The following is a 22,138-nucleotide window of genomic DNA, read 5'->3' as shown; positions in this document are numbered from 1 at the left end:
TTCAGTGTTCACCAAGGTACTCGTCGCCAACCGCGGCGCCATCGCCTGCCGCATCCTGCGCACGCTCAAGGACATGGGCGTGGCTTCGGTGGCGGTGTTCTCCGACGCCGACGCCGGCTCGCTCCATGTCAGCCAGGCCGACGAGGCGGTGCGGATCGGCCCGGCGCCGGCGGCCCAGTCCTATCTTGACGTCGAGGCCATCCTGGCCGCGGCCCGGGCGACGGGCGCCCAGGCCATCCATCCCGGCTATGGGTTTCTCAGCGAGAACGTGGCCTTCGCCGAGGCCTGCGAGGCGGCCGGCATCGCCTTCATCGGTCCGACGCCGGACAATATCCGCGCCTTTGGCCTGAAGCACACGGCCCGCGACCTGGCCCAGGCCCAGGGCGTGCCGCTCGCGCCAGGCACCGATCTGCTGACCGACGCCAGCGTTGCCAGCGAGGCGGCGAAGGCGATCGGCTTCCCAGTGATCCTGAAGGCCACCGCCGGCGGCGGCGGCATCGGCATGCGGGTCTGCGAGGACGAGGCCGCCGTGGCCGAGGCCTTTGCTGCGGTCACCCGCCTGGCCGGCAGCAACTTCTCGGACGGCGGGGTCTTCCTGGAGCGCTATGTGCGCCAGGCCCGGCACATCGAGGTGCAGGTCTTCGGCGATGGCCAGGGGAATGTGGTCGCTCTGGGCGAGCGGGACTGTTCGCTACAGCGGCGCAACCAGAAGGTCATCGAGGAGACGCCCGCCCCGCACCTGCCGGCCGCCACTCGCGCCGCCCTGATCGAAGCCGCCGTGCGGCTGACCTCGGCGGCCCGTTACCGTTCGGCCGGCACGGTGGAGTTTCTCTATGACGCCGAGCGCGACGACTTCTTCTTCCTGGAGGTGAACACCCGGCTGCAGGTCGAGCATGGGGTGACCGAGCAGGTCACTGGCGTCGACCTGGTGGCCTGGATGATCCGCGGCGCGGCCGGCGACTATGGTTTCCTGGGCGGCTTCGAAGCCGCCCCCCGCGGCGCTTCGATCCAGGCCAGGCTCTATGCCGAAGACCCGGGCCAGGACTACCGGCCAAGCTCCGGCGTCCTGACCGAGGTTCGCTTCCCCGACGATGTTCGCGCCGACTCCTGGGTGGTGGACGGGACCGAGGTCAGCGCCTTCTACGATCCTCTGCTGGCCAAGCTGATCGTCACCGCGCCGGATCGCGACCAGGCGGTGGCGGCCCTGCAGACGGCGCTGGATGACACGCGCCTGGCGGGGCTGGAGACCAATCTGGAATGGCTGCGCCAGGTGGCCCGCAGCGAGGCCTTTGTTTCTGGCCAGGTCTCGACCCGGGCGCTGGCCGACATCGCTTTCCAGCCGCAGACGATCCGTGTGCTGAGCGGTGGACCGGCGACCACCGTGCAGGACTATCCCGGGCGGCAGGGCTATTGGGACGTGGGCGTGCCGCCCTCGGGTCCGATGGACGCGCTGGCCTTCCGCCTGGGCAACCGCCTGCTGGGCAATATGGAGACCGCCGCGGGGCTGGAGATCACCGCCCTTGGCCCCACGCTCTTGTTCAACCGCACCGCCTCGGTCTGCCTGGCTGGCGCGGCTCTGGAGGCGAGTCTCGACGGGGCGCCGATCGAGCCCTACGTCCCGTTCCAGATCGCCGCGGGCCAGACCCTGAAGCTCGGACGGGTCAAGGGGGCGGGGCTCCGGGCCTATCTCCTGATCCGCGGCGGCATCGACGTGCCGGCCTATCTGGGCAGCCGGTCGAGCTTCACCCTGGGCGGGTTCGGCGGCCATGCCGGTCGCACCCTGGCCGCCGGCGACGTCCTGCGGGTCGGCGATGGCCTGGTCGGGCCGCCGCGGGCCTTGCTGGAGCCGGACCAGCGGCCGTCGCTGTCCAAGACCTGGAGCCTGCGCGTGCTGGCCGGTCCCCACGGCGCGCCGGACTTCTTCACCCAGGACGACGTGGCGATGATCGCCAGCGCCCAGTGGAAGGCGCACTACAACTCCAACCGCACCGGCGTGCGGCTGATCGGCCCGAAGCCGCAATGGGCGCGCCGCGACGGGGGTGAGGCGGGGCTGCACCCCTCCAACATCCACGACAACGCCTACGCCATCGGCGCGGTGGACTTCACCGGCGACATGCCGATCATCCTGGGGCCGGATGGGCCATCGCTGGGGGGGTTTGTCTGCCCCTTCGTGATCATTCAGGCCGATCTGTGGAAGGTCGGCCAGCTGGCGCCGGGCGATACGGTGACCTTCCAGGTGGTCAGCGACGATGCGGCCGTGGCGGCGGAGAAGGCGCAGGACGCCCTGATCGTCGGCGCCCCGCCGCCGGCCATGCCGCAGGCGCCTGCGCCCGCCGTGCTCTCCAGCGACAGCCCGATCCTCGGCGTCATGGAGGCCGAAGGCCACCGGCCCCGCGCCGTCTATCGCCGCCAGGGGGACCGCCACCTGCTGGTGGAGTACGGCCCCATCGTCCTGGATCTCGAGCTGCGCCTGCGAATCCACGCCCTGATGCTGGAGCTCAAGGCCATGGCTCTGCCCGGCGTCATCGACATCACGCCGGGCATCCGGTCGCTGCAGGTTCACTATGACAGCCGCGTCCTGTCGCAGGCCGAGCTGTTGCGCGCGCTGACCGACGCCGAGGACCGGCTGGGCGGTCTCGACGATTTCGAAATCCCCTCCCGCGTGGTCCACCTGCCGCTCTCGTGGAAGGACCCGGCCATCTACGAGACCATCGACAAGTACATGGCCTCGGTGCGGGACGACGCCCCCTGGTGCCCGGACAACATCGAGTTCATCCGGCGGATCAACGGCCTCGCCAGCGAGGACGATGTCCACCGCATCGTCTTCGACGCCCGCTATCTGGTGATGGGTCTGGGCGACGTCTATCTGGGCGCCCCGGTGGCGACCCCCATCGATCCCCGCCACCGGCTGGTGACCACCAAGTACAACCCCGCCCGCACCTGGACGCCGCCCAATGTGGTGGGCATCGGCGGGGCCTATATGTGCGTCTATGGGATGGAGGGCCCGGGCGGCTATCAGCTGTTTGGCCGCACCATCCAGGTGTGGAACACCTATCGCCAGACAAACGCCTTCACCGAGGGCAAGCCCTGGCTGTTGCGCTTCTTCGACCAGATCCGGTTTTTCCCGGTCAGCCACGAGGAGCTGACCGAGTGGCGTCGCGACTTCCCGCTGGGGCGGCGGGAAATCCGCATCGACCAGGAGACCTTCCGCCTGTCGGACTACCGCCGCTTCCTGGCTGACAACGCCGGCAGCATCGAGGCCTTCCAGACCACCCGCGAGGCCGCCTTCGACGCCGAGCGCGCCGAGTGGGAACGCCGGGGCGAGTTCGCCCGGGTCGAGGCCCTGGCCAGCGCCGCCGACGATGTGGCCGAGGCGCCGGAAATCGTAGTCCCTGACGGCGCCGAGCTGGTCGAAGCGCCCCTGGGCGGCAGCGTCTGGAAGATGCTGGTCCAGCCCGGCGACCGGGTCGAGAAGGGCGCCATCATTGCCATCATCGAGGCCATGAAGACCGAGTGCGACGTGGCCAGCCCCAGCGCCGGGGTTGTCCGCCAGGTCTACGCCCAGGAACGCCAGGCCATCGCGCCCGGCGCGCCGATGATCGCCATCGAACCCGCCTGAGCCGGAGCCCGCCTATGGACCGCCTGTCTGTCGCCGCCATCGCCGCCGAGGTCCGGTCAGGCCGCCAGACCGCCGAGCAGGTCGTCCGCGATAGCCTGGCGCGGATCGCCGCCTATGACGCCGTCCAGCCCCAGGCCTGGATCGAACGTCCTAGGCCTGAGGACGTGCTGGCCGCCGCCCGGGCGGTCGATGCGCGGATCACCGCCGGCGAGGACCTTCCCCTGGCTGGCGTCCCCTTTGCGGTGAAGGACAATATCGACGTCGCCGGCCTGCCCACCACCGCGGCCTGCCCCGCCTATGCCTATGCCCCGGAGGAGACCGCCACCGTGGTCGCCCGCCTGCAGGCGGCCGGGGCGGTGATGATGGGCAAGACCAATCTCGACCAGTTCGCCACCGGCTTGGTGGGCAGCCGCACGCCCTATGGAATTCCGGGCTGCGTGTTCAACCGCGACTATGTGAGCGGCGGCTCCAGTTCAGGCAGCGCCGTGGCGGTGGGGGCTGGCCTCGTGGCCTTTGCGCTGGGCACCGACACCGCAGGGTCTGGCCGGGTGCCGGCCGCCTTCAACGGCCTGGTGGGGCTGAAACCCACCAAGGGAAGCTGGAGTACCTCGGGTCTGGTCCCGGCCTGCCGGTCCCTGGACTGCATCACCGTCTTCACCGCGACCGCCGCTGATGCTGCCCTGGTGGACTCCGTGGCCGCGGGGTTTGACCCCACCGATCCATATTCACGCCAGCCCGGTCCGCCCGCGCCGGCCCTGGGCGCCGCCTACCGGATGGGCGTGCCGCGTCTGGATCAGCTCAACTATCTGGGCGATGCGGCGTCGGAACGGTTCTACGACCAGGCCATCGCCCGCCTGGCGGCCACCGGGGCGACCCTGGTGGAGGTGGATATCGCCCCCCTGCTGGAGGCCGCCCAGCTGCTCTATGCCGGGCCGTGGGTGGCCGAGCGCACCGCCGCCATCGAGGACCTGCTGCGCACCCGGTCGGCCGCCGTCCACCCCGTGGTGCGGGCCATTGTCCAGACCGGCTTCGGCGTCTCGGGCCTGGAGACTTTCAAGGGCCTTTACGCGCTGCAGGACCACGCCCGCGCAGCCCAGGCCCTGTGGGAGACCATCGACGTCCTGCTGCTGCCGACGGCGCCGACCATCTACCGGATCAGCGAGGTGCTGGCCGAGCCCTTCGCGCTGAACGCCAATCTTGGCCTCTATACCAACTTCGTGAACCTGCTCGACATGAGCGCCATCGCCGTGCCCGCCGGCTACCGGGACAATGGCACCGGCTTTGGCGTCACCCTGATCGGTCCGGCCTGGGCCGACGCCGCCCTGCTCGACCTCGCCCGTCGCTATGAGGAGATCCGTCCCATGCCCGCCGCCCCTGAGCTCGACATCACCGGCAAGCCGCAGACCGTCAAACTGAGTGTCGTCGGCGCCCACCTGGCCGGCATGCCGCTGCACTGGCAGCTGACCTCCCGCGACGCGCGGCTGGTGGCCCGCACCCGCACGGCGCCGGCCTACAGGCTCTACGCCATGGCCGAGACCACGCCGCCGAAGCCGGCCCTGATCCATGTGGGCGAGGACGAGGGCGCGGCCATCGAGGTCGAGGTGTACGAACTGGACCTGGCGGGCTTCGGCAGCTTCACCGCCGAGGTGCCGGCGCCGCTCGCCATCGGCACGGTGAGCCTGGAGGACGGGACGACCGTGAAGGGCTTTGTCGCCGAGCCCCGGGCCCTGACCGGCGCCACGGACATCACCCATCTGGGCGGCTGGCGCGCCTATATCGCCAGCCTGGCCTGACTCAGGCTTCCGCCGCGCCGGCCAGGGCCGCGATCTCCCTGGGGATCGCGGTCTTCAGCTTGTCGTCCAGCGGGAAGTCGTAGACCGCCGTCGAGCCATAGCGGTGCGGCGCGTGGGGATCATGCCGGCGCTTGTCCACGGCGATCACCCGGGTGCCCAGCTTGAAGGCCTCCTTGATGTCGTGGGTGACCATCAGGATGGTCAGGCCGTGCTCGCGCCAGAGGCCGGTGATCAACTCGTGCATGTCCAGGCGCACGCCCGGATCCAGCGCGCCGAAGGGCTCGTCCAACAACAGGATGCGCGGCTTGGTGATCAGGGCCTGAGCGATGGCCAGGCGCTGCTGCATGCCGCCTGACAACGCCCTCGGGAAGGCCTTGAGCGAGGCCGAAAGACCCACCTGCTGCAGGATCGCCTCAGCTTCGGCCTTGGCCTGGCGGCGCGCCGCGCCGGTGAGCAGGCCGGTGAAGGGCGCCTGGTCGCAGCGGGCGCCGAACATCACGTTCTGCAGCACGGTCATGTGCGGAAAGACCGAATAGCGCTGGAAGACCACGCCGCGGTCGGGGCCGGGCTCGGCCGGAATGGGCGCCCCGTCCAGCAGGATCTCCCCACGGCTGGGCGCCTCCTGACCCAGCGCCAGGCGCAGAAAAGTGCTCTTGCCGGCGCCGGAGGGCCCGACGATGGAGACGAAGGCGCCAGGCGCGACGTCCAGGCTGACCTTTTCCAGCACCACATGGTCGCCGTACTCGACCCAGACGTTGCGGAACGACAGGGCCGGGGTCATCGGCGGCCCCCCGGCGCGTGCGCCCAGCGGAAGGCCGTGCGGCTCCACGTCAGCAGGGCCAGATCGATGATCACCGCCAGCAGCGAGATCCAGGCGACGTAGGGCAGGATGATGTCCATGGCCAGGTAACGACGAACGAGGAAGATGCGGTAGCCGAGGCCGACATTCGAGGCGATGGCTTCGGCCGAGATCAGGAACACCCAGGCCGGGCCCAGCGAGAAGCGTACGCTGTCGATCAGCCGCGGCATGGCCTGGGGCAGGGCGACCTGCAGGGCCACCAGCCAGGTGGAGGCGCCGAGAGTCTGGGCCTTGACGATCTGTTCCTCGGGGATGGCGGCCACGTGGGAGGCGAGGTCGCGAACCATGAAGGGCGTGATGCCGACGAAGATCAGCACGATCTTGGCGGTCTCGCCGAGGCCGAAGACGATGAACAATATGGGCAGGACGGCGATCGGTGGGATCACCGATATGGTGGCCACCAGGGGGCCCAGTCCCGCTCGCGCATAGGGCAACAGGCCGATCGAAAGGCCGAGGACCAGGGTGGTGGCGGCCGCAGCGCCGACGGCGATCCCCAGTCGGGTCAGGCTGGCCCGGGTGTCAGCCACCAGGGGAATCTCGCCGGTGCGGGGATCCTTCTGCAGCGCCATGATCTCCATGGACTGCGCCATGGCGGCCGGGGTCGGCAGGATCTTGTCGCGGGGATTTTCCGCATGCCGGGCCTCGGAGGCCACCAGATACAGCAGGACCAGGATCGCGATGGGCAGCAGGCCCAGAAGGAGGCGACCGCCGCCACGCGGCCTAGCATTCAGCAATCGGCGCATAGGGCGGTCACCTCGATCAGGGGTACGCGGTTACGCAAGGCTCTTAAGGGTGGTCCGGCCTAGAGGGCGCCGTCCACCGCCATCTGGGTATAGGTCGGATCGAAGCGCAGCGTGACGTTGTCAGCATTGCCCAGGATCCTGTCTCCGGGGAAGCCGATGCCGATATCGTCCACCGAGCGAGCGCCCTGACCGAACAGGCCGGCCTGGAAGCTGAACTGACGGACCTTGTCATTGGCCGCCACGATTTCCGGTCCCGTCATGGCCGCCAGCGCCGCCTGGGGCGTGTAGTACATGAAGGTGGTTTCAAGCTGACCTTCATAGCCGGCGAGGTCGGTGCCCGAGATCTGGGCCATGGCCTCGCGGGCGGCCTGGCCTTCGGGCGTGTCGGCGCTCATCAGGGCCATGGTCTCGTACCAGATGCCGGCCAGGGCCTTGCCGAGGTTCGGATTGGCCGCCAGCACCTCGGTGGAGACGATCATCATGTCGAGGATCTCGCCGGGGATTTCCGTGGAGTTGAACACTTCCACCGCGCCGGGTTGCTTCTTGATCTCGGCGAGCTGCGGGTTCCAGGGCACGACGGCCGTGGTCTGCGGGGCGGTGAAGGCCGCCACCATGTCGGCGTCCGACGTGTTGACCACCGAGACGTCGGTCATGGCCAGGCCCGCGCTCTCCAGCCCGCGGGCCAGCAGATAGTGCGAAACCGAGTTCTCCACGAGGTTGACCGAGCGGCCGCGGATGTCGGCCAGGGTCGAGCCGTTCTTCAGGATGATGCCGTCATTGCCGTTGGAATAGTCGCCGACGATCACCACCGTGGTGTCCTTGCCCGCGGCGGCGGGAATGGTCAGGGCGTCCATATTGGTCGAGGTCACCCCGTCCAGGGTGCCGGCCGTGTACTGGTTCAGGGATTCCACATAGTCGTTCACCTGAACGAGCTTGATGTTGACGCCGTACTTGTCCGACCACTTCTTCACGATGCCGGCCTGTTCGGCATAGGGCCAGGGCATCCAGCCGGCATAGATGGTCCAGCCGATGGTGTATTCTTGCACCGCGTCCGGCCCCTTGGCCGTTTCCTCGGCGTTCTGGCCGCAAGCCGCCAGCGCCAGGCTGCCTGCGGCCGCAATCGCCAAGGCGCGTAATCCGTTGACCCACTTCATTCGGACTCCCCTTCCATCCGTGGTCACGCCGCCGTGGCGCGTCCCTTTCAGTATTACATTCAGAAGAATTCGTAATATTCCAATGACCTTGAACCGGAGGGATTTTACGGGCGCGCTGACGCCTGAATCCCAGGCGCCGATTGCCTTCGGCGCCACTTTCTCGGGCAGTCGACCGGGGAGTTCAAGGTCAGGCTTGCGCCTCCGACGGTATTACGAAATTCAAAGAACGTAATCACGCTCGGGAAGCCAGTCGGCGGGCAGGAGGCGGGAATGGACGCGGACTTCGACAGCATTCCGGTGATCGACATCACGGGCTTGGGGTCTCCGGACCTGGCCATGCGCCGCGCCGTCGCCGAGCAGATGGGCGCCGCCGCCCGCGAGGTGGGGTTTTTGTACGTGTCCGGTCACGGCTTGGACGAACGGCTCTTCGAAGACGTCCTGGCTGCGGCCAAGACCTTCTTCGCCCAGCCGATGGACGCCAAGATGGCGAGCTATATCGGGAAGTCGGAGAACCACAGCGGCTATGTGCCGGAGGGCGAGGAGGTGTTTCCCGGCGGGACCATCGATCGCAAGGAGGCCTACGACCTCAATCTCGACCTGCCGGGCGCCGCGGCCGAGGCGCCGATGCTGGGCGCCAACCTCTGGCCGGACCAGCCGGGCTTTCGCGAGGCGGCAAGCGCCTATTACGCGGCGGTTTCCGAGTTGGCCCGGCGGCTGTTCCGCGGCTTCGCCCTGGCGCTGGACCTGCCGGAGGACCACTTCGAACCTCACCGGCGGCGCCCGCCCAGCCAGTTGCGGATGATCCACTATCCCTATGATCCCACAGCCGAGGATCGGGAGGGGATCGGCGCCCACACCGACTATGAGTTCTTCACCATCCTGCGGGGCACGGCGCCGGGGCTGGAGGTGCGCAATGGCGCGGGCCAGTGGATCGACGCCCCACCGAGGCCAGGCTGCTATGTGATCAATATCGGCGACATGCTGGAGGCCTGGACCAATGGCGTGTTCACCGCCACCAGCCACCGGGTGCGCAAGGTGGCGCAGGAGCGCTACAGCTTCCCCTTCTTCGCCACCTGCGACTTCGACACAGTGGTCGAGCCCGATCCCCGCTTCATCAGCCCCGAACGGCCGGCGCGATATGGCCGACTGGTCTCAGGCGAGCATCTGTTCGCCCAGACGGCCCTGACCTTCGCCTATCTGAAGGCCCGGCGGGCGCGGGGCGAACTGGCGCCTTAGCGAACGGCGCGGCGCGGGGCGGCGCTCTCGTCGTCTTCGACGCCGCCATGGGCGTGAAGCGGCGGCAGCAGCGAGGTGGTGGTCACCAGCTTCAACTGCTGAACGGCGCGGACCCCGCGAAGGCGGTCGCAAAGCTGCTGAAGGCGCTCGCCGGAGCCCTGGACCAGCAGCACCTCCAGGGACTGATCGTCCTCCAGAAAGACATGCTGGGAGGAGATCACCTCCTTGACGAAGTCGCTCTGGACCCGGGCCAGGGCGTGGCGCACCCGGCCGCTGTCAGCGCGGTAGATCAGGGTGATGGTGCCGGCGCGCACCTCTTCGCCGCTGTCGCGATCCACATCTGCCACCTCGTGGCGGATCAGTTCGGCGATCAGCTGCGAGCGTCCCGGCAGGCCGCGCTCGGCGACCATGTCATCCACCTGCGCCAGCAGAGGCCCAGGCAGGCTCACCCCGATGCGGGCGAGCTGCGAGCCCGCTACGGCGTTGGCGGCTTTTCGCGGGGCGTTGGACACAAGGCGGACCTGGCGAATGGACGGGCGGGCGGGCGGGGGCGTCTTCATAGCGATGAACCGGCGACCGTGGCCAGGGCGAACAGGCCGGGCAGTTCCTCGTCAGGATCATGGACCTCCAGGAGGGTCCAGGGGGTCGGACCGCCGTCCAGAAGCTGGCCGGCCTCGGAATCGAAATGCGGCGGTCGTGCCCAGAGGGGCCGGTCCTCAAGCCAGGGCAGGGTGGAATGGACTACCCGCCAGTCCCGGCCGATGCGGCCATAGCAGATGGGCATGTCCAGCAGGGCGACGGCTCTGGCCCGGTCGCCTGCGGCCAACGCCGACTCGACCAATGCAGGCAGCGAGTCCCCGGCCGGGAGGGGGGCCTTGCGCGCCTGCATCATCAGGAAGTGGTCGCCGGCGATGACCAGCAGGCCCTGAGCCTCGCCGAGGCCAAAGGCGGCCCGCAGGCCCTGGCTCTGGGGCTCGAGCCGCCAGATCTCCTCGTACTCGGCGTGGATTCCGCCCTCGATGAGGATGTCGCCCTCAATCCGCCAGGTCCCCTCGTCAGGGATGGGGCCGGGCGGCTGGTAATCGAGATCGCGCCGCCAGGCGCACATCTCGGGCGTCACCGTCAGCTGGCCAGCGAAGCCCTGGGCCTTGGCCAGTTCGATCAGCTCGGCGTCGCTGAAGTCGGCGAAGCCCGTAGCGCCGGCCCTGCGGGGGATGTCGATCCTCAGGCGGATATCCCCGTACCAGCTGTCGGCCTGCACCCAGAACACCCGGGTGCTGTCGTCGCGATAGCCGCCCGGCGCAGTGATCAGCTCGCGCCGCCAGACGCCGGTGACTTCGGGCGGGACCTTGGCGCTCATGGCTTTCAATCCTCCAGGGGACGTGTGCGGCCCATCAGGCGGGGCAGATCGGCGACCTTGGACATAAGGGCGAAGGCCGAGAAGCCCATCACCATGAAGATCACCGCGGCCACGCACATGGTGGGCTCATAGCCCTGCCGCATATTGGCGAAAATCTTGATCGGCAGGGTCTGGACCGTGAAGCCGGCCACCATATAGGCGATCAGATATTCATTGATGCTCAGTACAAAGACGAAAACCAAGGCGCAGAGGATATAGGGCGTCATGGCTGGCCGCACGACCATGCGGAAGGCGTCGGAATCCCGGGCCCCCATGGTGTAGGCGGCCTCCACCTGGGCCTGGTCGATGGTGCGAAAGCCGACCATCAGCAGGGAGAGCGGAATGCCCAGCAGGACGATGGCGTGGCTGAGCACCACATTCTCCAGCCGGCCCACGTGCCCGGTGACGCCCCAGAAGGCCGACAGCATCAGGGCCGCGACCACCCCGGGGATCAGGAACAGGGCGCCGCCGATCCCGGCCAGGACGGCTGCCGCCTTCGCCTGATAACGCCAGATCGCATAGGTGATCGGTAGCGCCACCATCACGGACACCAGCGCCGCCAGGCCTGCAATGGTCAGCGACCGCTCGAGCGACGCCATCCAGGCATGGTCGCCGAAGAATTCGCCGTACCAGCGCAGGCTGAACTCGGTGGGCGGGAAGCTCATCCGTCGGGTGGCGTTGAAGGAGACCGACAGCACCACGATCAGGGGCGCCGCCAGGAAGAGGGCCAGGAGGCCTAGGAAACCCCTGCGCAGGATCGTTGCCGGATCCGGGTTCATGCCTCGGCCTCCCGGCGGCGCGACAGGAGCCGCGTTACGACCAGCAGCGCCACCATGAAGGCGACCACCGCCACGGCGTAGGCGGCGGCGAGCGGCAGGTTTCCGGCGCCCATGGCGGCGTTGTTGATGTGGATGGCGATGGTCCACTGGGGCGGGCGGCCGAGCACCAGCGGGGTCAGATAGGCGCCGAAGGTGAAGATCACCACCAGCAGCACGCCAGTCAGGATCTGCCTCCGCATCATCGGCAGAACGACGCGGGCGAAGGTCGACACCCGCGAGGCGCCCATGGTGGCGGCGGCCTGCTCCACCTCGGGATCCAGCTGCGACAGGGCCGGATAGAAGAACAGGATCACATAGGGCAGCAGCAGATAGACCAGGCAGGTCAGCACAGCCGGAAAGTTGGGATAGAGGGAGCCCCCCGGCGCCAGCAGCCCCACCGCGGTCAAGGCGCCGGCCAAGGTCCCGCTGGTGGACAGGAGCACCTGGAAGGCGAAGACGATCAACACTTCGGAGAGCGACAGCGACCCCAGCAGGAAGACCAGCCAGGCCACCTGGGCGCGGCGGCGCATGCGGGTGATGAAATAGGCGGCCGGAAAGGCCAGGCTGACGCAGATCGCAGCCCCGGTCAGGGCCAACAGCAGGGAAAAACCCATGATCCTGGCGAACAGCGGCGTCGCCAGCTGTCTGTACTGGGTCAGTTCGAAGCCCGGCGACCACAGGCCGCCGACCTCCCGGTGGGCCAGGCTGAGCTGCACCATGAGGAAGGCCGGCACGATGGCCATGATCAGGATGTAAAGGGCCGGGCCGGTGAGCAGGCCAGCCAGGATCCATCGCGGCTTGGCCTGCAGATCGCCGGTCGGCGCCGTAAGCCCGATATCGGCGGCGGTCATGTCGCCAGGACCTGGCAGCGCTCGACGGGCAGGCGCACATGGGCGCGCTCGCCCAGGCCCGCGCCGATCCAGTCCCGCGGGGCGGCGACGCCGAGGATGTCCAGGCCCTCGCAGGCGACGCGGAACTCCACATAGGCGCCCATGTCGCGCACCTGGCTGATGACGCCCGCGACTTCGTTGCAGCCGCCGCCGGCCGCACGGGTGATCACCACGTCCTCGGGCCGGATGGCCAGGGTGGCCGGCGCGCCGCCGAGGCCGCAGGTGGCGCCGACCCGCAGAGGCGTGGTCCCATAGGTCACCGTCTGCCCATCCAGAATCTTGACCGGCAGCAGGTTGCTGGCCCCGATAAAGTCGGCGACGAAGCGGTTGGCCGGGTGCTTGTAGATGGAGACCGGCGGGCCGTGCTGCTGAATCTGGCCCTCGCCCATCACCACAATGGTGTCGGCCATGGTCATGGCCTCACGCTGGTCGTGGGTGACCAGGATGGTGGTGATCTTCAGCCGCTGCTGCAGGGCGCGCAGCTCGTTTTGCATCTCCTCGCGCAGCTTGGCGTCCAGGGCCGAGAAGGGTTCGTCCAGCAGGAAGACCGGCGGCTCCTGGGCGAGCGCCCGGGCGATGGCCACCCGCTGGCGCTGCCCGCCGGACAGCTGGCTGATGGCGCGGGTCTGCAGGCCAGGCAGCCGGACCAGCTCAAGCAGTTCGGCTACCCGTTCCTTGCGCCGTCGGGGATCTACCCCGCGCAGGCGCAGGGCGAAGGCGATGTTCTCGCCGACGTTCAGGTGCGGAAACAGGGCCAGGGACTGGAAGACCATGCCGAACTGGCGGCTGTTGGCGGGCTGTTCGGTGATCGCCTTGCCGTTTAGCAGGATGGCGCCGGAGGTGGGCGTCTCCAGGCCGGCAATCATTCGCAGGACGGTGGTCTTGCCGCAGCCCGAGGGGCCGAGGAAACAGACGAACTCCCCGTGCGGAATGGAGAGGCTGACATGGTCGGCGGCCAGATGCTCGCCATAGGCCTTGGTGAGGTCGCGCAGCTCCAGTCCGAACATCGCCGCCCCCTAGCTCGCCAGCATCTGGCTGAATTCCTGAACCATCAGGTCCATGTGCAGCCGCCGGGCCTCCAGATTGGTGGCGATGGGCGTCGTCGGGCTTGTCACCTTGGCCCGGACGGTATCGTCCAGGGTCAGCAGTTCGGGACGGATCAGGGGCGGGGCGTTCATGCGCGAGGCGATCAGGTTCTGCGCCTCTGGGGTCAGCATGAAGTTGATGAACTCGTGGGCCTCGGCGGTCTTGGTCGAGGCCGAGGGTTGGCACCAGCTGCCGAAATCGATCACAGGACCTTCCTGGGGGAAGACCACCTGCAGGGCGGCGCCGCTCTGGATCAGGGTCTCGGCCACATCGGCGAAATAGACCCCGCCCTGCACCTCGCCGTTCTCCAGCGCGGTCTGCATGGTGCCCTCGCTCTCCCACCACAGGCGGGTATTGGCTTTCAGGCCGGCCATCTTCTCGACGCAGGCGCGGATGCCCGCCTCGGTGTTGAGCATCTCCGGGCCATCGAAATAGGTCGCTGCGGTGACCTCGTACATCGGTCCGGCCCCGGTCCCGGCCAGACCCCAGGCGTTGCGACGCCCCGGCGCCCACAGCTCGGTCCAACTCGTCGGGGTCGGGGTTATGATCTGCGGATTGGTGACCATGGTGAAGAACCAGCCGACCGCGCCGACGGCGGCCACCCCGTCCGGCGTTCGGGTCACATAGGAGTCGGGCAGGTTCGAAAGGTTGGGGATCTGTGCCGCGTCATAGGCCCGCCAGAGGCCCGCCGCATTGCCACGCATGACGTCCACCGGGGCGCTGATGCACAGGTCCATGGGGGTCTGGCCGGCCTTGTTGGCCTCGATCAGCTGCAGCAGGAACTGCAGGCCGGCGGGTTGAGGCATGGAGTCCACCCGGATGTCCGTAGCCTCGGTGAACAGGGGATAGATGTGCTCCCGAAGGGCCAGCTCGAAATTGCCCCCATAGGACGAGACCCGAAGGCTGCGGCCGCCGCCGCCACCCGCCCCGGAGCACCCCGCCGCCAGGGCCAGGCCCGTGGCGCCGGCCCCCAGGAGCAGGCCCCGCCGTCCGATAAGTCCCTGGCCTGTGGGCGCTTTTCCGCCTCGTCGATCCATCACGCCCATGGTCGTCTCCCTCGTGGCCGCCCCGCCTGGCCGTCTTGAGCCGATACCTCTGGCCCGGTCGTGGCAAGCGATGGCGCGGGCTGCCGATGAGGCGTCGGGAAATGCTTGGACGATGGGCGCCGGCCCTGGGCGCGCCGACTACGATTTGAACAGTTCGTATTACTGGGGCGGGAATCTGGCCCGTTCGGCCGTCGGCGCCGCGCACGCCGCCGGATTCTTCGACAAGCTCCTGTCGGCGGCGCAGGCGCCGAAGCCTGCGCGCTCTGCCATGGAGCCTTCAGATGAGCACCGGCGATCAGACCCCAGCCGTCGGCGAGATGGGAGCCAAGCTTCTCGCCTTTTCCGAAATCCCCGTGATCGACATCGCGGCCCTGGCCGGCGGTGATCCCGAGGCCAAGGCCGCCACGGTGGCCGAGATCGGGCGGGCCTGCGAGACGGTGGGCTTTTTCTACATCAAGAACCACGGGGTGCCGCAGGCGCTGATCGACCGCACCTATGAGCTGTCCCGCCAGTTCCACTATTCGCCGCTGGAGCAGCGCGAGACGGTGCATATCCGCCATTCGCCGGGCACCCGCGGCTGGGTCCCGATCTCCGATGAGGACGACGATGGCGACCCCGAGCTCTACCGCCTGGTGGAGCCCAGCCCCGAGCACGACTATCTGACCAAGCCGCGCCTGCATGCGGCCTTTGACCTGGCCATCGAGATCGAAGAGGACGATCCCGACTTCAAGGCCGGCAACTTGATGCTGGTGCCCAACCAGTGGCCCGACTGGATCCCCGGATTCCGCGACGAGGTGATGGCCTATTATGACGCCGTGCGTCAGGTGGGCGATCGGCTGTTCGAGGCCTTCGCCCTGCGGCTCGACCTCGATCCCGAATTCTTCCTTGAGCGGACAAAAAAGACGCCGTCCCAGCTGCGGCTGCTGCACTATCCGCCCAATGACCGGCCCATGGACAACGACCATCTGGGCATCGGGGCGCATTCGGACTTCGAGTGCTTCACCATCCTGCACACCGGCGGGCCGGGCCTGCAGGTGATGAACGCCGCCGATGAATGGGTTTCAGCGCCCCCGGTCGAGGGCGCCTTCATCGTCAATATCGGCGACCTGCTGGAGGGCTGGACCAATGGCCGGTTCAAGGCCACCCAGCACCGGGTGGTGAACACCGGCAAGGAGCGCTTCTCCATGCCGCTGTTCTTCGCCGTCGACTATGACGTGGTGGTCGAGCCGCTGCCGCAGTTCGTGTCGGAGGAAAATCCGTCGCGCTACACCCGGATCGTGGCCGGCGATCACCTGGCCGGCTTCAGCGTCCACGGGGCCAAGCACCTGCGCAAGAAGATCGTCCGCGGCGAGCTGAAGATCGACTTCCCGATCCACAAGGAGAACCCGTTCAAGCGCAAGGCGGTGAACGAGTACCAGGCCGAGAAGGCGGCAGAGGCGGCGGCTGAAGCCAAGGCCAAGGAACCGGCTCGGTGAGCGTCGCCACTCAGACCCAGGTCTGCGACCGACCGCTGTTCATCGGCGGAAGCTGGCGTCCGGGCGGCGGCGGCGAATGGCTGGAGGTTCTGAACCCGGCCGACGAAAGCGTCGTCAGTCGCCATGCGGTGGCGACAGCGACGGATCTGGACGAGGCCCTGGCCGCAGCCCAGACCGGCTTCGAAACCTGGCGCCAGACCACCCCGCTGCACAGGTCCGAGGTGCTGCGGGGCGCCGCGGCCCTGATCCGCCAACGCCTGGACCCCATCGCCCGCGACCTGACCCGCGAACAGGGCAAGCCGCTCGCCCAGGCGCGGATGGAGATCGAGGGCTGCGCCCGCCACTTCGAGTGGGCGGCTGAAGAGGGCCGCCGGGCCTATGGCCGGGTGATTCCCGCCAATCAGCCGGGGCTCATGTGGACCGTGACCCGCCACCCCGTCGGCCCCGTCGCGGCCTTCACCCCGTGGAACTTCCCGGCCTCCCAGGCGGCGGGCAAGATCGGCAGCGCGCTGGCGGCCGGCTGTTCGATGATCCTGAAGGGTCCGGAGGATGCGCCGGGCGGCTGCATTGCGCTTGCCCAGGCCCTGGCCGATGCCGGCCTTCCCGCCGGGGTGCTCAACCTGGTCTTCGGGCGGCCCGCAGAGATCTCCGCACACCTGATCGCCTCGCCGATCATCCGCAAAGTCTCGTTCACCGGCTCGGTCCCGGTCGGCAAGCTGTTGGCGCAGCAGGCTGCGGGGCACATGAAGCCCTGCACCATGGAGCTCGGCGGCCATGCGCCGGTGATGGTCTTCGCCGACATGGACCCCATCGAGGTCGCCCAGACCCTGGTCCAGGGCAAGTTCCGCAACGCTGGCCAGGTCTGCATCTCGCCGACCCGCTTCTATGTGGAGGCGCCGATCTACGACCAAGTGGTCGAGGCCTTCGTGGCCGGCGCCGAGAAGCTGGTGGTGGGCGACGGCCTGGACCCGCGCACCGAGATGGGGCCGCTGGCCCATGACCGCCGGCTGGCGGCGGTGGAGGCGGCCGTCATCGGCGCTGTCGAGGCCGGCGCCCAGGTGCGGACCGGCGGCGAGCGGCTGGGCAATCGCGGCTACTTCTATCGCCCCACGGTCCTGACCGACGCGCCCGAGACCGCCGCGATCCTGCACGAGGAGCCTTTCGGCCCCATCGCCATCCTGTCGCCCTTCACCGACCGGGACGAGGCGATGGCGAGGGCCAATGGCACAGCCTACGGCCTGGCGGCCTACGCCTTTACCCGCTCGCAGGAGACCGCCGCCTGGCTCGGCCGCAACCTTGAGGCCGGCATGGTCGGCCTCAACACCTTCGCCGTCGGCGGCCCCGAGGCGCCCTTCGGCGGCGTCAAGGAGAGCGGCTATGGCCGCGAGGGCGGCATGGAGGGCATCGACGCCTATCTGACGCCAAAGGTCATCGCCCACCTGCCGCTTTAGACGGCTCTACGGCGCCGGCGTCAGGGTCAGCACCGTCTCCGTCGCCGCCTCGATGGCCGGCCGGCTATAGAGCAGCGGCACGTACTCGCCCTTCACCCACAGGGGAAAGAGGTCGCGATAGTGCGGGCTGGCCGGATCGCCCGACTGACCAGGCGTGTTGATCGCCACGCTGTTGTCCCAGGCGCCCACATCCAGGACCATGCGGAACGAGGCGCCTGACACCACCCGATAGTCGCTCGCCCGCCAGGTGGCCGCCAGCGGGCTCAGCATGGTTCCGGCCATGGGCGCCGGGCCGACGGCCAGACGCTCGGCGGCGTCCGCCTTCATCAAGGGCGCAAGGGCGTGCTCGAAGCGTGCGTGATGCAGGTCGCCCCAGGCCCAGGCCGAGGGATCGGGGCCCAGCTTCGTGCTCACCTCCTTCATCGCCGCCGTCAGGCTGGCCGCCAGGATCGGCGCCCGCTCGGCCGGCGCGGCGGCGGCCAGGTAGTCGCTGATCGCCGGTTGGTCGCCGTTGCCGATCAGGGCCTGGACCTCGGCGGGCGCCGCGGCGCGCACCGTGGCGCGGCCCAGATGCTTGAAGAGCCAGACCTCATAGAGGGCGGCCGCGGCGCTGTCGGCGTCGGTCCGGCCGTCCCAAGCCTGCAAGAGGGCGATGGTGGCGGCCAGGTCCGGCGCAGGCGCAGGGATGTCGTTCAGCAGGGGGATGAGGGGCGCGGCCGTGACATTGGTCGGATCGGTCTGCAGCGCCATGGCCTCAGCCAGGGTCAGATCGCTGTCGGCCTCCAGCACCTGGGCGATGCGCGCCATCCGCGCGCGATTGCTCCACTCGAAGCTGACCTGGCGCTCGGCCGGATAGTCGGCGGGCAGGTTGAACTGATTGGCCGAGGCCAGCCAGCCGGTCTCGGGATTGTAGCGGCTGGGCAGGTCGCTGGCGGCCATATAGCCCGCCCATTCATAGCGGCCGTCGCCGGGCACCGGCATCAGCCCGTCCCACCCCTGGCGCACCGGCACGCGGCCCGCGGCGATCCAGCCGATATTGCCGGCGGTGTCGGCATAGACCTGGTTCTCGCTGGGGGTTCCGAACCGGCTCATGGCGCCGGAAAACTCATCCCAGTTCTGCGCGGTCATGTAGTCGGACGAGCCGAAATAGGCCGAGGTGCCCGGATCGCTCCAGACGCTGCGCACCGCATAGGCGCGGCGCTGCTCGGGATCGGCGAACACCACCGGACCGTGGCGGGTGAACTTCAGATCGACGGTGCGCGAGGCCTGGCCTTTGACCTCCACCGTCTCGGTGACCACCTCCATCTCCGCCCAGCCGTCGCCGTAGCGATAGCGGTTCGGATCGTCCGGATGGGTCTCATAGACGTAGAGATCCTCCTGGTCGGCCGGGAAGATGGTCAGGCCAAAGGCGATGGTCCCGTTATGGCCGATGGAGACGCCGGGCAGGGCCGGCTCGCCCGCGCCGATGGCCGAGAAACCCGGGGCCTCCATGTGGACGATGTAGCGCAGGGACGGCACGCCGTGGGCCCGGTGCGGGTCGTTGGCCAGGATCGGCCGCCCGGTCGCCGTGCGGGAGGGGGCGACGGTCCAGTTGTTGGAGCCGATGGCGTCGGCGGGGATGTCCTCGGCGATGGCGACCACACGCTCGGAGCTGAACTCGACGCCCTGGGTGGCCAGCCGGTAGTCAGCCAGGACGCCTGCCGGGATCGTGCAGGGATCGAGGCCTTCGGGAATCGAGAGCTGATGGGCGGGCTCCAGCTTCCGGTTCAGGGCGTTGGCCTCCAGACCCGCCGCACAGGTGATCTGCGCGCGCTCGACCTCGGCGGCGGCGTTGCGGGTCAGGCCGTGGCTGCGGATGCGCACCACCTCTTCGGGCCGCCAGAGGTCAGGCGTGGTCGCGGTGACCTGGAATTCTTCGGGCAGGGGCCGCGCGCCGGACCGGACCTCGCCGACATAGGCGTTGATCCCGGCGGTGAAGGCCTGGGCGTAGCCCTGGGCCTTGGGGCCATAGGCGGCCCACTCGGCGGCCATGTCGCCGCGATAGAGGAAGAGCCTGGCGGCCCGGTCCTGGGCGGCGAAGTCGGGGCCGAAGTCCTTGGCCAGCAGGCCCAGACCCCGCTTGCGCCACAGGTCGATCTGCCACAGCCGGTCGCGGGCGACATTGTAGCCCTGGAGGAAAAACGCGTCGCGGACGCTCTGGGCGTAGATGTGAGAGACGCCCCATCGGTCGATCAGGATTTCCGCCGGGGCTTCAAGGCCCGCCACCGGATGGCTGGTCCGCGCAGGTTCGGCGGCCGCACCAGTGGTCCAGCCGGCGAGGGCGAGGCCCACGAGGACCCGGCCCACTGTTCGTCCCAGATCCTGCGCCATGAGCCTCAAGCCTCCCTGTGTCTTCTTGTTGGGGGGCAGCTAACCGGCTCGCGGCGGCTGTGGCAATGAAGGGGCGTCAGGCCTTGCGCGGCGGCCAGGGGATGAAGCCCGAGGTCCGGCGGATATAGGCGGCGTATTCGGGTCGGCGATTCTCCATACCCTTTTCCACCGTCGGCGCGCCGCTGCCCTTGGTGAGCAACAGGGTGATGAGGATGGGGCCGAGGATCGACCAGGCGCCCAGGCCCGTCTCGGCGGCGATCAGATAGAGGCCCCACCAGAGGCAGGCGTCGCCGAAGTAGTTTGGGTGGCGCGTATAGCGCCAGAGGCCGGTGTCCAGCACCTTGCCCTTGTTGGCCGGGTCGTCCTTGAACCTGGCCAGTTGCGCATCGCCAATGGCCTCGAAGGCCAGGCCGAACAGGGCCAGCGCCGTACCCGCTATGGCCAGCAGGCCGAACTGGGCCGGCGTCTCGATCTGGCCGAGCTGGACCGGCAGGGCGACGATATACTGCAGCGGCGCCTGCGGGGCGAAGACCAGGATGGCTGCGGCGACCGGAAAGCCCCAGCCGTGTTTCTCCCGACCGTCGGAAATCATCTCTTCATAGCGGCGGTCGGCGCCGTGGCCGCGCCAGCGGCGGAACAGGTGTCCCCCCAGCCGCGCCGCCCAGGCTGTCGCGATCAGGGCCAGCAGCCAGCCGTGCAGCCCTGAGCCGCCGCTGAACACAAGGCTGGTCCAGGCGAGCAGCGCCATGCCGGTCGGCCACCAGGCGTCGATGAAGCTCACATCGCGAAGCCGCAGGGCGATCCCCCACAGCAGGCCATAGGCGGCCAGCAGCACCAGGGCGTTCAGGATCAGGATCTGCCAGAGGGACAAGCGCGGCTCCTTGCGGGTTCGCATCGGATACGCGCCAGCCCCCGATCGGGATGCGCGCCTAGGCCGCCTGTGGCGCGGGTTCGGGCTCCTCCGGCGGGCGCACGACAGCGGCCACGGCCATGTCGGCGGTGATGTTGCCCACGGTGCGGAAGATGTCGGGGATCACCTCGACGGCCAGCAGGATGGCCAGGATCTCCAGCGGCGCGCCAAGGGCCAGGCAGATGGGGGCCATGCTGGCGAAGAACGAGATCTGCCCCGGCAGGCCCACGGCGCCGACGCTCACCGCCAGGGCCACGGCGATGGCCGCCGCAATCTGGCCGGCGCTGGGCTCCAGGCCGTAGAGGTGGATGATGAAGAAGGCGACCGCCAGATTGGCCACGGGGCTGGTCATGCGGAAGACGGCCACCGCCAGGGGCAGCACCACGCCGGTCACCTGGGTCGAGGCGCCCAGTTCATCGCGGGTGCGCTCCACCATGGCCGGCAGGCAGGCCAGCGAGCTTTGGGTGCTGAAGGCCAGCGCCTGGACCGGCGCGCAGGCCCGCGCGAAGCGGGCGAAGTCGTGTCCCCGCAACACCGCCACCAGCCCATAGGGCAGGATGAGCGCGCCGATGGTCACGGCCGAGACCATGAGCACGTACTGGGTGAGCGCGCCGGCGGCGTCGAGGCCGGTGCGCAGGCCGATCCCAAGGGCCAGGGCGAAGACGCCGATCGGGGCGGCGACAAGCACCCAGCGGACGATGACGATCATGGTCTCGGCCACAGCCTGGAAGAAGCCGATGAGCGGCATGCGCAGGTCGGGGCGCAGGCGGGTGGCGGCGAAGCCGAAGACCAGGCCAAAGACCACGATCTGCAGGATGGCGTCATCGGCGGCCGCGCGGATTGGGTTGGCGGGCGCGAGCGTCGGCAGCCATTCGCGAAAGCCGGTCGTCGCCGCCGGCACAGAGTCGCCCTGGACTGCGCCGGTCAGGGCTGCGCCGCTGGCGGGATCCACGGGCCAGAGCGCCAGCAGGCCGCTGATGGCGCCGGCGCCATAGAGGGCGGCGACCAGCAGGACGGCGGCGAAGATCATGAAGGCCCGTCCGGCCAGGCGTCCGGTCGCTGCGGCGTCGGCGGCCGAAGCCACCCCGGTCACCAGCAGGGAGAAGACAAGGGGCACGATGGTCATGCGCAGGGCGTTCAACCACAGCACGCCGACGGACTGAACCGTCTCGGCGCTGGCGACAAGAACCGGCGTTTCCACCGCATGGATCGCCGCGCCGGCCAGGAGGCCGCTCACCAGGGCGGCGAGCACGAGGACGCTAAGGGATCTGAACATCAAGAATCTCCGG

General features: G+C 69.0%; 17 protein-coding genes. 5 read left to right on the top strand and 12 right to left on the bottom strand.

The genetic code is table 11. From position 1 onward, the window contains the following. The first annotated feature begins 4 nt into the window (after positions 1-4). Complete coding sequence (gene uca / locus Q8L83_RS12495) at positions 5-3,619, top strand: urea carboxylase (RefSeq protein WP_305287405.1); 3,615 nt, start codon at positions 5-7, stop codon at positions 3,617-3,619. A 14-nt stretch (positions 3,620-3,633) separates the two neighbouring features. Further along, a complete protein-coding gene (gene atzF, locus Q8L83_RS12490) occupies positions 3,634-5,412 on the top strand; it encodes an allophanate hydrolase (RefSeq protein ID WP_305287403.1) in 1,779 nt (592 codons plus the stop codon). 1 nt (position 5,413) lies between these two features. Here the strand turns inward: atzF and Q8L83_RS12485 are convergent, their stop codons facing one another. The 3 genes from Q8L83_RS12485 to Q8L83_RS12475 are packed head-to-tail and all read right to left on the bottom strand — an operon-like array spanning position 5,414 to position 8,168. Then, positions 5,414-6,193: an ABC transporter ATP-binding protein gene (locus Q8L83_RS12485; RefSeq protein ID WP_305287401.1), complete on the bottom strand. Its 780-nt coding sequence runs from the start codon at positions 6,191-6,193 to the stop codon at positions 5,414-5,416. Continuing rightward, on the bottom strand, positions 6,190-7,014 hold the full coding sequence (locus Q8L83_RS12480) for an ABC transporter permease (RefSeq protein ID WP_305287399.1): 825 nt from the start codon (positions 7,012-7,014) through the stop codon (positions 6,190-6,192). Before Q8L83_RS12480 ends, Q8L83_RS12485 begins: the two co-directional genes overlap by 4 nt. 59 nt (positions 7,015-7,073) lie before the next feature. After that, positions 7,074-8,168 (bottom strand): putative urea ABC transporter substrate-binding protein, encoded by a 1,095-nt coding sequence (locus Q8L83_RS12475; protein ID WP_305287397.1) that lies wholly within the window; start codon positions 8,166-8,168, stop codon positions 7,074-7,076. A gap of 270 nt (positions 8,169-8,438) precedes the next feature. Between Q8L83_RS12475 and Q8L83_RS12470 the strand changes: the two genes are divergently transcribed. Next, a complete protein-coding gene (locus Q8L83_RS12470) occupies positions 8,439-9,404 on the top strand; it encodes an isopenicillin N synthase family oxygenase (protein ID WP_305287395.1) in 966 nt (321 codons plus the stop codon). On the opposite strand, the gene Q8L83_RS12465 is transcribed toward Q8L83_RS12470, so the two are convergent. Genes Q8L83_RS12465 through Q8L83_RS12440 form a run of 6 tightly spaced genes read right to left on the bottom strand, consistent with a single transcriptional unit; the run spans position 9,401 to position 14,643 of the window. Continuing rightward, entirely contained in the window at positions 9,401-9,964 is a 564-nt protein-coding gene (locus Q8L83_RS12465) for a CopG family ribbon-helix-helix protein (RefSeq protein WP_305287392.1), read from the bottom strand. The two genes, Q8L83_RS12470 and Q8L83_RS12465, sit on opposite strands and share 4 nt — an antisense overlap. Next, on the bottom strand, positions 9,961-10,764 hold the full coding sequence (locus Q8L83_RS12460) for a hypothetical protein (protein ID WP_305287390.1): 804 nt from the start codon (positions 10,762-10,764) through the stop codon (positions 9,961-9,963). The genes Q8L83_RS12465 and Q8L83_RS12460 overlap by 4 nt, the downstream gene beginning before the upstream one ends. 5 nt (positions 10,765-10,769) lie before the next feature. Further along, positions 10,770-11,582 (bottom strand): ABC transporter permease, encoded by an 813-nt coding sequence (locus Q8L83_RS12455; RefSeq protein WP_305287388.1) that lies wholly within the window; start codon positions 11,580-11,582, stop codon positions 10,770-10,772. Further along, positions 11,579-12,472, bottom strand: a complete 894-nt coding sequence (locus Q8L83_RS12450; RefSeq protein WP_305287386.1) for an ABC transporter permease — start codon at positions 12,470-12,472, stop codon at positions 11,579-11,581. The genes Q8L83_RS12455 and Q8L83_RS12450 overlap by 4 nt, the downstream gene beginning before the upstream one ends. Then, complete coding sequence (locus Q8L83_RS12445) at positions 12,469-13,518, bottom strand: ABC transporter ATP-binding protein (protein ID WP_305287384.1); 1,050 nt, start codon at positions 13,516-13,518, stop codon at positions 12,469-12,471. Before Q8L83_RS12445 ends, Q8L83_RS12450 begins: the two co-directional genes overlap by 4 nt. A gap of 9 nt (positions 13,519-13,527) precedes the next feature. Further along, positions 13,528-14,643 (bottom strand): extracellular solute-binding protein, encoded by a 1,116-nt coding sequence (locus Q8L83_RS12440; protein WP_305287382.1) that lies wholly within the window; start codon positions 14,641-14,643, stop codon positions 13,528-13,530. Positions 14,644-14,924: 281 nt separating this feature from the next. On the opposite strand from Q8L83_RS12440, the gene Q8L83_RS12435 reads away from it, so the two are divergent. Then, positions 14,925-16,118, top strand: a complete 1,194-nt coding sequence (locus tag Q8L83_RS12435; RefSeq protein WP_305287380.1) for an isopenicillin N synthase family oxygenase — start codon at positions 14,925-14,927, stop codon at positions 16,116-16,118. Beyond that, the gene (locus Q8L83_RS12430) at positions 16,115-17,569 is read left to right on the top strand and encodes an NAD-dependent succinate-semialdehyde dehydrogenase (protein WP_305287379.1); all 1,455 of its coding nucleotides are present in this window, start codon (positions 16,115-16,117) and stop codon (positions 17,567-17,569) included. Before Q8L83_RS12435 ends, Q8L83_RS12430 begins: the two co-directional genes overlap by 4 nt. 6 nt (positions 17,570-17,575) lie before the next feature. Here Q8L83_RS12430 and Q8L83_RS12425 read toward each other — a convergent pair whose 3' ends face one another. The 3 genes from Q8L83_RS12425 to Q8L83_RS12415 form a co-directional block, all read right to left on the bottom strand. After that, positions 17,576-19,939: a penicillin acylase family protein gene (locus tag Q8L83_RS12425; protein WP_305287377.1), complete on the bottom strand. Its 2,364-nt coding sequence runs from the start codon at positions 19,937-19,939 to the stop codon at positions 17,576-17,578. Positions 19,940-20,015: 76 nt separating this feature from the next. Next, positions 20,016-20,810 (bottom strand): DUF1295 domain-containing protein, encoded by a 795-nt coding sequence (locus Q8L83_RS12420; RefSeq protein WP_305287375.1) that lies wholly within the window; start codon positions 20,808-20,810, stop codon positions 20,016-20,018. A gap of 58 nt (positions 20,811-20,868) precedes the next feature. Then, positions 20,869-22,125: a dicarboxylate/amino acid:cation symporter gene (locus Q8L83_RS12415; protein ID WP_305287373.1), complete on the bottom strand. Its 1,257-nt coding sequence runs from the start codon at positions 22,123-22,125 to the stop codon at positions 20,869-20,871. Between the last annotated feature and the right edge of the window lie 13 nt (positions 22,126-22,138).

The organism is Phenylobacterium sp., from assembly GCF_030680185.1.
GTDB lineage: Bacteria > Pseudomonadota > Alphaproteobacteria > Caulobacterales > Caulobacteraceae > Phenylobacterium.
The sequence above is the reverse complement of the archived record's forward strand: the minus strand, read 5'-3'. Positions and strand labels throughout refer to the sequence as shown.

What these genes read in the sequence shown, in the direction of transcription:
- atzF (WP_305287403.1), top strand. Translation starts at nt 3,634, where the DNA reads ATGGACCGCCTGTCTGTCGCCGCCATCGCCGCCGAGGTCCGGTCAGGC.
- Q8L83_RS12485 (WP_305287401.1), bottom strand. Translation starts at nt 6,193, where the DNA reads ATGACCCCGGCCCTGTCGTTCCGCAACGTCTGGGTCGAGTACGGCGAC.
- Q8L83_RS12480 (WP_305287399.1), bottom strand. Translation starts at nt 7,014, where the DNA reads ATGCGCCGATTGCTGAATGCTAGGCCGCGTGGCGGCGGTCGCCTCCTT.
- Q8L83_RS12475 (WP_305287397.1), bottom strand. Translation starts at nt 8,168, where the DNA reads ATGAAGTGGGTCAACGGATTACGCGCCTTGGCGATTGCGGCCGCAGGC.
- Q8L83_RS12470 (WP_305287395.1), top strand. Translation starts at nt 8,439, where the DNA reads ATGGACGCGGACTTCGACAGCATTCCGGTGATCGACATCACGGGCTTG.
- Q8L83_RS12465 (WP_305287392.1), bottom strand. Translation starts at nt 9,964, where the DNA reads ATGAAGACGCCCCCGCCCGCCCGCCCGTCCATTCGCCAGGTCCGCCTT.
- Q8L83_RS12460 (WP_305287390.1), bottom strand. Translation starts at nt 10,764, where the DNA reads ATGAGCGCCAAGGTCCCGCCCGAAGTCACCGGCGTCTGGCGGCGCGAG.
- Q8L83_RS12455 (WP_305287388.1), bottom strand. Translation starts at nt 11,582, where the DNA reads ATGAACCCGGATCCGGCAACGATCCTGCGCAGGGGTTTCCTAGGCCTC.
- Q8L83_RS12450 (WP_305287386.1), bottom strand. Translation starts at nt 12,472, where the DNA reads ATGACCGCCGCCGATATCGGGCTTACGGCGCCGACCGGCGATCTGCAG.
- Q8L83_RS12445 (WP_305287384.1), bottom strand. Translation starts at nt 13,518, where the DNA reads ATGTTCGGACTGGAGCTGCGCGACCTCACCAAGGCCTATGGCGAGCAT.
- Q8L83_RS12440 (WP_305287382.1), bottom strand. Translation starts at nt 14,643, where the DNA reads ATGGGCGTGATGGATCGACGAGGCGGAAAAGCGCCCACAGGCCAGGGA.
- Q8L83_RS12435 (WP_305287380.1), top strand. Translation starts at nt 14,925, where the DNA reads ATGAGCACCGGCGATCAGACCCCAGCCGTCGGCGAGATGGGAGCCAAG.
- Q8L83_RS12425 (WP_305287377.1), bottom strand. Translation starts at nt 19,939, where the DNA reads ATGGCGCAGGATCTGGGACGAACAGTGGGCCGGGTCCTCGTGGGCCTC.
- Q8L83_RS12415 (WP_305287373.1), bottom strand. Translation starts at nt 22,125, where the DNA reads ATGTTCAGATCCCTTAGCGTCCTCGTGCTCGCCGCCCTGGTGAGCGGC.